Source organism: Nocardia africana NBRC 100379, from assembly GCF_001612635.1.
GTDB lineage: Bacteria > Actinomycetota > Actinomycetes > Mycobacteriales > Mycobacteriaceae > Nocardia > Nocardia africana.
Map to the genome: position 1 here is coordinate 198903 of NZ_BDAV01000004.1, position 12823 is coordinate 211725.

General features: G+C 69.2%; 14 protein-coding genes. 6 read left to right on the forward strand and 8 right to left on the reverse strand.

Features of this window, described 5'->3' with window-relative positions:
* Positions 1 to 20 precede the first annotated feature (20 nt).
* Positions 21 to 1091: a phosphatase PAP2 family protein gene (locus NA3_RS04840; protein ID WP_167354958.1), complete on the reverse strand. Its 1071-nt coding sequence runs from the start codon at positions 1089 to 1091 to the stop codon at positions 21 to 23.
* Between the two features lie 104 nt (positions 1092 to 1195).
* Between NA3_RS04840 and NA3_RS04845 the strand changes: the two genes are divergently transcribed.
* Positions 1196 to 1897 (forward strand): TetR/AcrR family transcriptional regulator, encoded by a 702-nt coding sequence (locus NA3_RS04845; RefSeq protein ID WP_167354959.1) that lies wholly within the window; start codon positions 1196 to 1198, stop codon positions 1895 to 1897.
* On the opposite strand, the gene NA3_RS04850 is transcribed toward NA3_RS04845, so the two are convergent.
* Entirely contained in the window at positions 1854 to 2372 is a 519-nt protein-coding gene (locus NA3_RS04850) for a hypothetical protein (RefSeq protein WP_062962344.1), read from the reverse strand. The genes NA3_RS04845 and NA3_RS04850 overlap by 44 nt on opposite strands.
* Before the next feature lie 181 nt (positions 2373 to 2553).
* Between NA3_RS04850 and NA3_RS04855 the strand changes: the two genes are divergently transcribed.
* On the forward strand, positions 2554 to 4077 hold the full coding sequence (locus NA3_RS04855) for an MFS transporter (RefSeq protein ID WP_062962345.1): 1524 nt from the start codon (positions 2554 to 2556) through the stop codon (positions 4075 to 4077).
* A gap of 6 nt (positions 4078 to 4083) precedes the next feature.
* Here NA3_RS04855 and NA3_RS04860 read toward each other — a convergent pair whose 3' ends face one another.
* Genes NA3_RS04860 through NA3_RS04870 form a run of 3 tightly spaced genes read right to left on the reverse strand, consistent with a single transcriptional unit; the run spans position 4084 to position 6070 of the window.
* Positions 4084 to 4308, reverse strand: a complete 225-nt coding sequence (locus NA3_RS04860; protein WP_218021769.1) for a CDGSH iron-sulfur domain-containing protein — start codon at positions 4306 to 4308, stop codon at positions 4084 to 4086.
* The gene (locus NA3_RS04865) at positions 4298 to 4948 is read right to left on the reverse strand and encodes a HemK2/MTQ2 family protein methyltransferase (protein WP_062962347.1); all 651 of its coding nucleotides are present in this window, start codon (positions 4946 to 4948) and stop codon (positions 4298 to 4300) included. Before NA3_RS04865 ends, NA3_RS04860 begins: the two co-directional genes overlap by 11 nt.
* Before the next feature lie 27 nt (positions 4949 to 4975).
* Positions 4976 to 6070, reverse strand: coding sequence for an iron-containing redox enzyme family protein (locus NA3_RS04870; RefSeq protein ID WP_084491174.1), 1095 nt, complete (start codon positions 6068 to 6070; stop codon positions 4976 to 4978).
* Positions 6071 to 6213: 143 nt separating this feature from the next.
* On the opposite strand from NA3_RS04870, the gene NA3_RS04875 reads away from it, so the two are divergent.
* From NA3_RS04875 to NA3_RS04895, 4 genes are all read left to right on the forward strand, one after another.
* Positions 6214 to 6861, forward strand: coding sequence for a flavodoxin family protein (locus NA3_RS04875; protein ID WP_227995033.1), 648 nt, complete (start codon positions 6214 to 6216; stop codon positions 6859 to 6861).
* Between the two features lie 456 nt (positions 6862 to 7317).
* Positions 7318 to 7581 (forward strand): hypothetical protein, encoded by a 264-nt coding sequence (locus NA3_RS04885; protein ID WP_062962349.1) that lies wholly within the window; start codon positions 7318 to 7320, stop codon positions 7579 to 7581.
* Positions 7582 to 7612: 31 nt separating this feature from the next.
* Positions 7613 to 8170, forward strand: a complete 558-nt coding sequence (locus tag NA3_RS04890; protein WP_062962350.1) for a type 1 glutamine amidotransferase domain-containing protein — start codon at positions 7613 to 7615, stop codon at positions 8168 to 8170.
* Between the two features lie 10 nt (positions 8171 to 8180).
* Positions 8181 to 8807, forward strand: a complete 627-nt coding sequence (locus NA3_RS04895) for a UdgX family uracil-DNA binding protein (protein ID WP_062962351.1) — start codon at positions 8181 to 8183, stop codon at positions 8805 to 8807.
* Between the two features lie 52 nt (positions 8808 to 8859).
* Here the strand turns inward: NA3_RS04895 and NA3_RS04900 are convergent, their stop codons facing one another.
* The 3 genes from NA3_RS04900 to hflX form a co-directional block, all read right to left on the reverse strand.
* On the reverse strand, positions 8860 to 10005 hold the full coding sequence (locus tag NA3_RS04900; protein WP_062962352.1) for an acyl-CoA dehydrogenase family protein: 1146 nt from the start codon (positions 10003 to 10005) through the stop codon (positions 8860 to 8862).
* Between the two features lie 152 nt (positions 10006 to 10157).
* Complete coding sequence (locus NA3_RS04905; RefSeq protein ID WP_227995032.1) at positions 10158 to 11072, reverse strand: lysophospholipid acyltransferase family protein; 915 nt, start codon at positions 11070 to 11072, stop codon at positions 10158 to 10160.
* A 77-nt stretch (positions 11073 to 11149) separates the two neighbouring features.
* A complete protein-coding gene (gene hflX, locus NA3_RS04910) occupies positions 11150 to 12751 on the reverse strand; it encodes a GTPase HflX (protein ID WP_084491180.1) in 1602 nt (533 codons plus the stop codon).
* Positions 12752 to 12823: the final 72 nt, after the last annotated feature.

Below are 12823 nucleotides of genomic sequence, written 5' to 3' on the forward strand. Positions count from 1 at the left end.
CGCCAGGCGAGCGACGCCGCTCAGCCCACGCCCGGTCCGGAACCGATCTCGGCCCCGAGCGGGTGCCCTGCACGCCGCGGGGACCGGCCGTATCCCCGGCATCCCGCCGCACCGCGACCCCCGGCGACGGCGTCCGTCGCGCGGTCGGTGATCGGAGCGGGTGCCCGAGCGGGCGGCTCCTGCGCGGGCTGTGCCATCGCCGATCCGACGCCGATGCCGAGCGCCGGCCCGGACACCGCGCCCGGCGCGAAGGCGCCGACCACCGCGCCGAACCATGCGGGCCACGGCGAATTCGTGCGCACCATCGCCCACCAGACCCGGATGCCGTCGGCGGTCGCGTCGCAGAGGCGCAGATACGATGCGGCGACGTAACCGGCGGCGAGGATCAGTGCCGCACCGGCGGCGCAGTCGAGCAGATAGTGGTTCGCGGTACCGATCACCACCAGCGTGATGAGAATGGGATAGCCGGCACCGGCCCACCGGGTGAGCGGAGTCCGGCCGAAGCGGTACAGCATCAGCCCGCACCACAGTGCCCAGCCGACGTGCAGGCTCGGCATCGCGGCGAAATCGTTGGTCACCGACTCCAAGCCGCGCGGCGTGCTGGCATCGCCCTGCCACCAGCCCACCGAGGCGTGCAGCGCCATCACGTCGACGAAACCGTGGGACTCGTCCAGCAGTCGCGGCGGTGCGGTGGGCAAGGCCACGAATCCGATCAGGCCCGCGACGGTCGCGATGCCCAGCTGAGTGCGAGCCGCCCGGTATTGCTCACGATGCGCCCACCACATCCAGATCAGGACCGCCGGAGTCACGACGTAGTGGAGCGTGGCGTAGGCGAAGTCGGCCGGTATGGCGATCCAGGCGTGGCCGACGAAGATCCGGTTCAGCCACAGTTCCGGGTCCAGGCGCAGCCAGTCCTCGACCCGCAGCAGCGCGTGCGCATCGCGGCGGGCGTGATCGAGACCGCCGCCGACCAGCAGCCGGGCGCCGTCGTAGGCGAAATACACCACGACGACCAGCGCCACTTCCCGCAACCAGGCCCCCGCTCGCGCCGGAATCTGCGCGAGCGGACCCGAGATGGTTGTTGCAGCCACGACCCGACCTCCACGACGAGGGCTGACGTACAACGTACGGTACGTCGTACGGGAATATTACAATGGCGGCGAGACCGGATTTCTTCCCGACCGGAGACGTTGCCGTGACACCTGAGCCCGCCCGACGAACCCGAACCGGGGGCGACCGGCGCCGAGTACCGCGCCATACGCTGAGCGCCGAGGCGATCGTGGACGCCGCGCTGCGCATGCTCGACGACACCGACTGCGAGGGCATCTCCATGCGCGCCCTCGCCGCCGAACTGGGCGTCGGCACGATGACGCTCTACACCTACTTCCGCAGCAAGGACGAACTGCTGCAGGCCGCGCGCGATCAGGTGCTCGACAGCTTCCATCCCCCGGCCGTCTCAGGCGACTGGGCCGACCGCGTGCGGGCCTGCTGCCAGGCGCTGTACCGGCTGCTCGTGGAGCGCCCCGCGGTGCTTCGGGTACTCGCGGTGAAACCCGACGGCGACGGCGATTTCGCCGATACCGCCACGGCCGCACTGGAATTGGTGCTCTCCCAGTTACGGGCCGCCGGTCTCGGCCGTCAGGAGACCGCGCGCGGCTACGTGGTGCTGCTGCAATACACCTTCGGCTCGGCGCTGCGCCACGTGTTCGCTCCGGCGCGCCGCGCCGGCGAGACCATCCCGAGCCGCCTGCAGATGCTGGATCCGGTAGCCCATCCGACGATCGCCGATCTGATGCCGGAACTGGTGATCACGCACGGCGGCGGCGAGGAGCAGTATCTGTTCGGCCTGGATCTCATTCTCGACGGGTTGCGCAAGGCGGCCGCGGCGGAGCACTAGTCCCAGGCCTCTCACCTGGCCGCGACATCTCGTCTGGCGGCGGCCGGTCGATCGACAAGCGCAGGGCCAAGTCGATGATCACCGCCTCACGCGGTGCCGCGGCATCGCCGCGGGGTTCGTTCACCCACAGCACCGGCAGGCCGGCGCCGTCGTGGCAGGGCAGCGCCACGCGGCGCCGCGGCGCGACGACCACGACGCGGTGCAGTCGGAGCAGATGCAGCAGCGCCAGCGGCGGATCGAGCGCCGGCGCGGCCACCACGAAAGCCAGGCGCCGCGAATGGGGATGTCCGAGCACCGGACCGCAGCGGGGAAGCGCGTCGATCACCCTGTGTCCCAGGCTGTTCGGCATGGCGACCAGGCCGAACCGACCGCCGGTGACCAGATGTGGCCGGGGGCCGATCATGGTGACCGGCAGCCCGCGGTCCGCGTAGACCGCTCGGATGCCGTCCGGGCCGTGGACGTCGGCGAACATCATGAGCCCTCCCCGTCAGGTCGCGCGACCTCACCCGTCTCCCTCGTCGGCCCCTCAGCTCAACAGCCGCGACGCGGCCGGATCAGGGGCGAAAGTCCCGATGGAACGTGACCTTGGTCATCGACCACCGATTTGTAGGATTGCCGGAAAGTAGCAGGAGCTGCTTCGGAAATCGGGAGGCTCGATGATCGACCGGAACCGGACGGCGACACCCGTGCGTGGCCGCTGGGGCATGCTGGCGGTGCTGTGCGCGAGCCTGCTGCTCGTCGCCATGGACGCCACCGTGCTCAACGTCGCGCTGCCCTCGTTGATCGAGGACCTGCAACCGGGGGCGGTCGCCCAGCTGTGGATCGTCGACATCTACGGACTGGTTCTGGGCGGCCTGCTGATCACCTTCGGCGCGATCGGCGACCGGATCGGCCGCAAGCGGCTGTTCCTGACGGGATTCGCCCTGTTCGGCATCGCGTCGGTGGTCGCGGCCACCGCTCAGGTCACCGGTCAGCTGATCGGCGGGCGCGTGCTCCTGGCGGTGGGCGGCGCCATGGTGATGCCCTCGACGCTCTCGCTGATCCGCAACATCTTCGACGATCCCCACGAACGGACTCGCGCCATCGCGATCTGGGCGGCGATCGCCGGAGTCGGTGCGGCGGTGGGTCCGATCGTGGGCGGCGTCCTGGTCGAACACTTCGGCTGGGCGGCGGCGTTCTGGATCAACGTGCCGGTGGTGGTGCTCACGCTGGCGGCCGGAATCGGTTTGCTGCCCGAATACCGGGCGCCGTCGAGCACGCCCTTCGACTGGCCGAGTGTGCCGCTGTCGGTGCTCGGTATCGTCGGATTCGTCTGGGGTGTCAAACATCTCGCGCGCGGGGAGGACATCGTGGTCAACGTGTGCGTCCTGCTGGCGGGGCTCGCCATGCTGTTCTGGTTCGCGCGCCGGCAGTTGTGGCTGCCCGATCCGCTGCTCGACATCCGGTTGTTCCGGCGTCCGGTCTTCCTCGCCGCCGCCCTGGCGACACTGATGGCGATGATCGCGATCGGGGCCGCCCTGTTCCTGATTTCGTTGTGGCTGCAGTACATTCACGGCTACTCCCCCGCCGAAGCCGGTATCCGCACCGCGCCGGCCGCGGTGGCGACCCTCATCGGCTCGCTGACGACGCCGGCGCTGCTGCGCCGGACAGGGGTGCGCGGGGTGATGGTCACCAGCCTGCTCATCCTCGCCGCGGGCTTCGCGGTCCTGGCGATATCGCCCGAACCCACCAGCTACGGCGTGGTCGCGCTGGTCCTGGTCTGCCTGGGCATCGGCGACGGCATCGCGGTCACCGCCGCCGCGGCGGTGCTGGTGTCCTCGGTGCCGGCCGAACGCGCCGGCCAAGGCGGCGCGGTCGAGGAGACCAGCTACGAATTGGGCAATGGTCTCGGGGTGGCGCTGCTCGGCAGTGTGCACGGCGCGCTGTTCACCCACTACATGAGCGACGTCCCGCTGACCGGAGCCGACGGCGAGACGGCCCGCGAATCGGCCGGCGGCGCGATCGCGGTGGCCGGCGATATCGGCGGCGAACTCGGGACCCGAGTGCACGAGATGGCTTCGTCGGCCTTCGATTCCGCACTCACGGTGACCTCGTACGCGGCCGCCGGGGTGGTGGCGGCGGTCGCGGTCGTCACGGCGATACTGATTCCGCGGCACACCAGCGTCACACCTCGGCACTGACGGCGTTCAGCCGCTGCGCTTGCGGCGATGGCGGCGATGGGTGGTATCGCAGAGCGGATAGATTCCGGACCGGCGGCAGGTGCACACCGCGACCACGAACCGATCGCAGCGCACGACGCGGCCGTCGTCGGTCACCAACTCCACCGGCCCCTCGACGAGCGCCGGACCGTCCTTGGTGAGCGTGACCCGGGTACGGCGGACCGAACCGGACGTGGGGTCGTCATTCTCGATCGGCACGGATCACCACCAACTCCTCCTGCCGTGTTCCCGGTTCGATCAGGCGCTGTTGCTCCAGCCAGTGCGCGCGCCGGCTCAGGACCGGACCGAATTCGCAGGTTTCGCGCACGACGATCGCGGCCTTGAGCCCACCGTCGCGCAGTTGTCGTACGGTCAGATCCGGGTCGCACAGCGAGGAATGCACGATCAGCGCGATTCCCTTGGTGCGCAACAGCTCCGGCATCAGCCGGCACAGCGGGTCGAGCAGCGCCCGGCCGCTCGGCCCGCCCTCCCAGGCTCGTGCCCGGCCGCGTGCCGGAACCTCGGCGGGCCCCGGTACATAGGGCGGGTTCGCCAGCACCGCGTCGAAGGTGCGCCGGTGCAGCACCCGGCCGAAATCGCCGTGCAACAACTCCAGCGGCACCCCGTGCAACCTGCTGTTGAGCCACGCCGAGGCCAGCGCCCGGCGCGAGATGTCCACCGCCGTGACCGCGGACGCACCACTGCGTCCCGCCTCGATCGCCACGGCACCGGTGCCGGTGCACACGTCCACCACCTTGGCCCCCTCCGGGATGGCGGCGGCCCCCAGCGCTCTGATCAGCAATCCGGTATCGGCTGTCGGGGCGTAGACACCCGGTGCGCGGAACAATCTCATGATCGCCGAATACCCGCCTTCCGATGATCAACCCGCGCGGTCTCGCGGGATCGCCTCCGGGTCGCGCAGCGAGCTGCGCCCGGCCGACCAGCTGTCGAGCATGTGCCGGTCGATCGCGTTCTCCAGCAATGTCGTCGCCTGGATGCCGAAGACCATCGGTGCGATCAGCTCGGGCTCGCGGGCCGACAGATCTCCGATGACGTCGCGGCGCATCACCTGTTCGTGTACCGCGTCGGCTTCCACGTGTTCGGCGTAGAAACGCACACACGCCGGATGTGCGTCCAGCCGCCGCAACGTGTCGACCATGCGGCGCGAAGCGGGTGGCGAGCTGATCTCCACACTCGCGAAGTGCCCGACCAGCTCGCCGCGGAACTGCCGATGCAGGCCGAACAGCGACATCATGTTCACCAGCGCCAGCATCGGCGCGGGGACCGCGTCGAGGTAGTGCAGGTAGGTGTCGTCGAGGCCGGCGCCGGCCAGCAGATCGGCGAACAGCCGGGCGTGGACGTCCTCGCCCCGGCCGGCGCCGAACTCGTCGTATTCGACCGCGACCAGGGCGGCCTTCGCCTGTCCGCGCAGCCGGGGAATCACCCACGCGTAGGGATCGGCCTCCTTGTGGTGGTAGATCGAGCGGTGCGCGAAGTATTCGCACACCTGCCACCACTGGCCCTGCTCGTTCAGGAAGTGCCCGACCCCCGCGCCCTCGACCGGCTCGACGAGCAGTTCGTCTAGTTCGCCGTCGAGATCGTCGCCGCCGGGCACGTCGCGTCGCATCGCGGCCAGGAACCGGTCTTCGAGGTGGGCGCGCATGCGCAGCAACTTCGGGTCCCATTCCCACCGGGGGTCGACGGAATCGAAGCCGCGGTAATGCAATTCGTAACACACGTGCAACGCCAGCTGCAGGTCCTCACCGTACGGATCGGTGGTCGCGGTGTCGAAATCTACATGGCAGGCCGTGCCGCTGAGCAGGGCGCAGATGCCCGCGGAGAGTTCGCCGCGCGGCTGCGGTAGCGGCGGCGCGCCGGTATTGGCCGTCACCGGCGCCGGGGTGGGCCGATGCCGGGACGCCGAGAGGGGGCGGTGGCCGGGTGCTCGGCGCACGTCGGGGTGCGGAATCTCCATAGGCGCCGCATACCCGGTGCTCGGCGGCTCAATCGGCGGCCGGGGCCGGTTCGATCGGCGCCCCGGGGCCGGACAGGTTCGACCACGGATCGGCGGGTATGCGCGACACAGAGCATCCTGTCGCCCGTCGAAAGGAGCACATTGTGAACGACCCGACCGGTTCCCGAGCTCCCGGGGACGACCTGACCGCCATCGCGATCAGTTGCACGCTGAAGAAGTCGCCCGATCGATCCAGCAGCGAACTGATCGCCGAGCAGGTACTACGCGAACTGTCGAACCACGGCGTCACCGGCAAAACCGTGCGCGCGGTCGACCTGGATATCCGACCCGGTATCACCGCGGACGAGGGTGACGGGGATCAGTGGCCGCAACTGCGCGAACAGATCAGCGCCGCCGATATCGTGCTGATCGCCACGCCCACCTGGCTGGGCCATATGTCCTCGGTCGCTCAGCGCGTGCTCGAACGCCTCGACGCCGAACTGTCGGTCACCGACGACGAGAACCGGCCCGCCATGGTGGGCAAGGTGGGTATCGCCGCCGTCGTCGGCAACGAGGACGGCGCGCACAAGATCTGCGCCGATACGTTCCAGGCGCTCAACGACATCGGCTTCACCGTGCCCGCCCAGGGCTGCACGTACTGGAACGGCGAGGCCATGAGCGGCGTCGACTATCTGGACCTGGACAACACTCCCGAGGCCGTCGCGACGACCACCGCGGGCATGGCGCGCAATGCCGCGCATCTGGCGCGGACGCTGAAGGCCGCGCCGTACCCGGCCTATCCGTCGTCCTAGCGGCCGACCGTCGCGCATCGCGCGGCGAATCTCCACTCGTTCGAGGAGTCGACATGAACACCGACAACGCCGGACCGCGACTGCGTGCCGGCGAGCCTCCGATCCCGGAACCTGTTCCGCCGCAGCCGGTCCCGGATCCCACGCCCGAACATCCGGTCCCGGCCCCGGATCCGGATCCGCGTCCGCCTGTTCCGGAGCCCGACCCCGTTCCGGGCCGGCCGCCCGAACCGGGCCGGCCGATTCCGGGCCCGAGCCCCGATCCGATCCCCGGTCACCCGCCGCCCGACCCCGGCCGGCCGATCCCGCCGGAACCGATCCCCGAGCCACCACCGGACCCCGGCCGGCCCATCCCCGGTCCGGCGCCCGATCCCGGCCCGGACGTACCCGGCCGCGACCCGCGGCCGCCGGTTCCCCAGGCCGGTGTTTCACCGGCTGCCCGCCGGGCACCCGCCGGACATGACATCCGATGAGCAGACCCCTGGAACGCATGCGCAGGTCACCGCCGAGGATCTGCGGATGCTGCTGGAGGCGGGCAGCCCCGGCACCCGCCTGGTGCTGACGGAGGGCCGGGTCAAGCTCACCACCGACAGTGGTGAGGACGGACTGGAGTTGATCCGGCGTCCGGAGCTGGCCGACCGCATCGGCAACCACCCCGATCAGCACGAACTGGCCGAGCAGGCCGAACTACTCAACACGCTGATTCGCATGCAGGGCGCCTGAGCGCCCGCGCGAGCCTCGAGAAGGAGACGACATGAGCCGACCCGACCGAGAGCCCACCGTCCTGGTGGTGACCTCGCAGACCGGTGTGGAACGCGACGAGCTGCTGGAACCGCTGAAGCAGTTGCGCGACAACGGTATTCGCGTCACCCACGCCGCCCCGTCCACCGACGCGGTGCAGACCTTCGTCCACGACACCGAGGCCGACACCACCGTCGACCCGGACACCGATCTGGCCTCGGTATCGGTGAGCGATTTCGACGCGCTGGTGGTGCCCGGCGGCACCGTCAACGCCGACAAGTTGCGCACCACGAAGGAGGCCGTCGACCTGGCGCGCGGATTCGCCGACGCCGGCAAGACGATCGCCGCGATCTGTCACGGGCCGTGGCTGCTGGTGGAGGCCGATCTGATCCGCGGCAAGACCCTGACCTCGTATCCGTCGCTGCAGACCGATGTGCGCAACGCGGGCGGCCGGTGGGTCGACGAGCAGGTGGCCCGGACACAGGACGGCTGGACGCTGATCACCTCGCGCAATCCGCGCGACCTGGACGCGTTCTGTTCCGCGATCGAGACCGAAGTGGGCGCGAAGTGACGGTACGGCCATGGTGAAGGCCCCTGGTGCAGCGGAATTCGTGCCGGACACGACGGATCTCGCGCGTTTGCGCGAGGCCGCCTGCGGATGCCACGGTTGCGATCTGTACCGGCATGCCAGCCAGACCGTCTTCGGCGAGGGCCCGCCGCACGCCCCCATGGTGATGATCGGCGAGCAGCCCGGCGACCGTGAGGATCTGGCCGGACATCCGTTCGTCGGCCCCGCCGGGACACTGCTGAATCGCGCCCTCGCCGATGCCGGAATCGACCGCGACGCGGTGTATCTCACGAACGCGGTGAAACATTTCAAGTTCACCGAGCGCGGTAAGCGCCGCATCCATCAGAAGCCCGGGCGCACCGAGATCGTCGCGTGCACGCCCTGGCTGACGGCCGAACTCGACGCGATCCGCCCACGGCTGGTGGTCTGCCTGGGCGCGGTGGCGGCTCAGGCCTTCTTCGGCCCCGATTTCCGGATCACCCGCGACCGCGGGCGGTTGATCGCGCACGACGATCGCCGTGCCCTCGCCACCATCCACCCGGCCGCCGCGCTGCGCGCTCCCGATCGCGCGGAGGCCTACGACGGGCTGGTCGCCGACCTCACCGAGGCGGCCACCGCGCTGTCGGGAACGAGCTCTTAAAGGCGAAAACGCTTGTGGCACACCAGGGCCGGAGACAGGCAGCCGAGGTGCGTCAGCTCAGTTTCAAGGAGCGGCCGATGATCTCCTTCATGATTTCGGTGGTGCCGCCGTAGATGGTCTGCACGCGCGCGTCCATGTACGCCTTGGCGATCGGGTATTCGCGCATGTAGCCGTAACCGCCGTGCAGCTGCAGGCATTTGGTGATCAGGTCGAGCTGTTCCTCGGTGCTCCACCATTTGGCCATCGCGGCATCCTCGGCCGAGAGCGTGCCGGCGTTGAGGGCCTCGATGAAGCGGTCGACCAGCACACGCACCGCAGTGGTCTTGGTGGCCAGCTCGGCCAGGACGAAACGGGTGTTCTGCTGGGCGCCGATCGGTTTGCCGAACGCCTTGCGATCGCGCACGTACTGGATGGTGGTCTCCAGGCAGCCTTCCATCGCGGCGGCGGCCATCACGGCGATCGACATCCGCTCCTGCGGCAGGTTCTGCATCAGGTGGATGAAGCCCATGCCCTCGGTGCCGAGCAGGTTCCTGGCCGGAACCCGCACGTCGGTGAAGCTGAGCTCGGCGGTGTCCTGGGCCTTGAGACCGATCTTGTCGAGGTTGCGGCCGCGCTCGAAGCCGGGCATGCCGCGCTCGACGACGAGCAGTGAGAAGCCCATCGCCCCCTTGTCGGGATCGGTCTGCGCGACCACGATCACGATGTCGGAGTTGATGCCGTTGGTGATGAACGTCTTGGCGCCGTTGATCACCCAGTCGTCGCCGTCCTTCACCGCGCGGGTCTTGATGCCCTGCAGATCCGAACCGGTGCCGGGTTCGGTCATGGCGATCGCGGTGATGATCTCACCGGAGCAGAAACCGGGCAGCCAGCGCTGCTTCTGCTCGTCGTTGGCCAGCTCCAGCAGATAGGGCGCGATCACGTCGTTGTGCAGCGAGAAGCCCAGACCCGAGTACTGGCCCTTGGTGGTCTCCTCGGTGATCACCGCGTTGTAGCGGAAATCCTTCACGCCGCCGCCGCCGAACTCCTCGGGCACGGCCATGCCGAGGAACCCCTGCTTACCGGCTTCCAGCCACAGCTGCCGATCCACGACCCCGGCCTGCTCCCACTCGGCATGGTGCGGCGCGACGTGCTGATCCAGAAACTTACGGTAGGACTCCCGGAACAGATCGTGTTCGGGCTCGAAAAGGGTGCGCTCCACGCCAACCTCCTAGTGACCACATCGGCAACTCGCCTGCCACATACGGTACCCGGATGGGGAATCGCGGTTCACTTCAGATCCGAAAAAAGTCGCCTACCTGTGCGAAAAGCTCCGCAAGGTGGGACCTGCGCACCCTGAACGGGGGTAAACCTCTAGAGGCCGACGGCGCCGCGGACCCGCCCCCAGAGGGTGCGGCCGCGATCACGGTCGCGCTCGGCCAGCAGCGCGGTGATCTCCTCCTCCAGCGCCTTGCGCACCACCTGCTGCAATTCCTCCGCGGCGGCATCCAGATCGGTGGCGTCCTGCCACGGCGTGGTCTCGATGGGTGTGCCGATCGAGTAGTAGAACCGTTCGGGACGCGGCAGGACGGTCGGGCCGATTCCGCGCATGAGCGGCGGAGTGAGATTGCCGCGGATACCGAGCGCCTCGACGGTCCAGCGCAGCGGGCTCATCACCGGATGATCGCCGTCGAAGACCACGTCGAACACATCGTCGGCACCGATCATCGCGGTCGGCAGGATCGGCGCGCCGGCCTCGATCGCCATCCGCGCGAAGCCGGTGCGGCCCTCCCATTTCAGGTGATACTTCTCGCCCTTGCGGCGCATCGCCTCGCGGCCGCCGCCGGGGAACACGATGACCGCCTCGCCGTTGTCGAGCAGGGTGCGGCAATTGTCGCGGGAGCCACGCACGCTGCCGATCCGGTGCACGAGCTCGCGCACCGGCGGGACCCGCATCAGCACGTTCTCCGCCAGGCCACGCACCAGCCGGCCGGTGCGGTGGTAGATCTCGTGCACCAGCAGCGGCGCGTCCACGCCGCCGAGCAGCGTGTGGTTGCCGACGAACATGACCGGACCCGTCTCGGGAATGTTGTCCAGGCCGTGGAAGACCGGACTGTTCCACAGCCGCACCGGCGTCGACAGCGCGTCGAAGATCCGAAGATCGATGGCGGGCACCGTCATTCGCAACGGCGCACCGTCACTGAGCTGCCGTACGGACTCCACCGGCGAACGCTCGGCGGTGGAGTTCTCGGGCATGACGTCGACGGACGTGGGATCGTTCCCGGACATTTGCACCCTCCCTGCAGCCGTTCGGTGAAAGACGCGATTCTACCGAAAACGACTGTGGCACACAGACTACGAAAGCTTCAGTGCGAAGGCCCCGCTGCTTCCGCACTGCCGATGGTGCCCGCGTGCGCGTACTGCGACAGGGTCGGCGCGAGCGCCCGGGGGACCCGGGCCCGCACCCGCGTGCCACCCTCCTCGTGCGAGGAACTGATGATGCGGCCGTCGGAGTGGATGCGCGCGAGCAGATCACCACGAGTGTACGGGAGCAGAACACTCACCTCGACATCGAGTCCGCCGAGGATCTCCGCCAGCCGTTCGCGCAACTGGTCGATTCCGCGTCCGGTGCGGGCCGAGACGAACACCGCCCCCGGCAACTGCGCACGCAGATGCGCCAGCTGCGTCGCGTCCAGCGCGTCGATCTTGTTCACCACCAGCAGCTCCGGCGGTCCGGATCCCTCGCCCTGCTCACGCAGCACATCGGTGATCACCTCGCGCACGGCCTTGATCTGCTGATCGGGCAGCGCGTCGGAACCGTCGACCACGTGCAGCAGCAGATCGGCGCCGGTGACCTCCTCGAGGGTCGACCGGAACGCCTCCACCAGCTGGGTCGGCAGATGCCGGACGAAGCCGACGGTGTCGGTGAAGACCACCTCACGGCCGTCGTCGAGGGCGGCCCGGCGGGTGGTCGGATCCAGGGTGGCGAACAGCGCGTCCTGGACCAGGATGCCCGCGCCGGTCAGGGCGTTCATCAGGCTGGATTTGCCGGCATTGGTGTAGCCGACGATCGCCACCGCCGGAATGCCGCTGGAGCTGCGCCGCGACCGCTTGGTGTCGCGCGCGGTCTTCATCTCCTTGATCTCGCGGCGCAGCTTGGCCATCCGCTCGCGGATCCGGCGGCGATCGGTTTCGATCTTGGTCTCACCGGGGCCGCGGGTTCCCACACCGCCGCCCGCACCACCGGCCCGGCCACCGGCCTGCCGCGACATCGATTCACCCCAGCCGCGCAGTCGCGGCAGCATGTATTCCATCTGGGCCAGCGACACCTGCGCCTTGCCCTCGCGGGAGGTGGCGTGCTGGGCGAAGATGTCCAGAATCAGGGCGGTGCGGTCGATGACCTTCACCTTCACGACCTTCTCCAGCGCGGTCAGCTGCGCGGGGGTCAGCTCACCGTCACAGATCACCGTGTCGGCGCCGGTCTCGAGCACCACCGAGCGCAGCTCGTCGGCCTTACCCGAGCCGATGTAGGTGGCCGGATCGGGCTTGTCGCGGCGCTGGATCAGCGCGTCGAGCACCTGGGAGCCGGCGGTTTCGGCGAGCGCGGCCAATTCGGCCATGCTGGCCTCGGCCTGCGCGGCACTGCCCTCGGTCCACACGCCGACCAGCACGACCCGCTCCAGTCGCAGCTGCCGGTACTCGACCTCGGTGATGTCGGTGAGCTCGGTGGAGAGCCCGGCGACACGACGCAGCGCGCTGCGTTCGTCGAGTTGCAGTTCACCGACCGTGGGCTCGGCCGCCCAGCCGTTGCCGGTGTAGCCGCTGCCGTCGGTCGCATCGGCGTCGTAATCGATCACGCCGGTGTCGGCGTCGTCATCGCCGACGCTGTAGTCCTGGTCCGCGTAGCCGTCCGTCTCCGAGTCGAGCTGCTCGATCGGGGTGAACTCGTACGTTTGTGATTTCCTCATACACCTCCATGGTCCCACGCCACAACCACCGGGCGCACTCGGATATTTCCCGCTCTCGCCGCAGCGGCCCCG

Coding starts and splice junctions, on each gene's coding strand:
- NA3_RS04850 (WP_062962344.1), bottom strand. CDS start 2,372: ATGATGTTCGCCGACGTCCACGGCCCGGACGGCATCCGAGCGGTCTAC.
- NA3_RS04855 (WP_062962345.1), top strand. CDS start 2,554: ATGATCGACCGGAACCGGACGGCGACACCCGTGCGTGGCCGCTGGGGC.
- NA3_RS04865 (WP_062962347.1), bottom strand. CDS start 4,948: ATGAGATTGTTCCGCGCACCGGGTGTCTACGCCCCGACAGCCGATACC.
- NA3_RS04870 (WP_084491174.1), bottom strand. CDS start 6,070: ATGGAGATTCCGCACCCCGACGTGCGCCGAGCACCCGGCCACCGCCCC.
- NA3_RS04885 (WP_062962349.1), top strand. CDS start 7,318: ATGACATCCGATGAGCAGACCCCTGGAACGCATGCGCAGGTCACCGCC.
- NA3_RS04890 (WP_062962350.1), top strand. CDS start 7,613: ATGAGCCGACCCGACCGAGAGCCCACCGTCCTGGTGGTGACCTCGCAG.
- NA3_RS04895 (WP_062962351.1), top strand. CDS start 8,181: ATGGTGAAGGCCCCTGGTGCAGCGGAATTCGTGCCGGACACGACGGAT.
- NA3_RS04905 (WP_227995032.1), bottom strand. CDS start 11,072: ATGTCCGGGAACGATCCCACGTCCGTCGACGTCATGCCCGAGAACTCC.
- hflX (WP_084491180.1), bottom strand. CDS start 12,751: ATGAGGAAATCACAAACGTACGAGTTCACCCCGATCGAGCAGCTCGAC.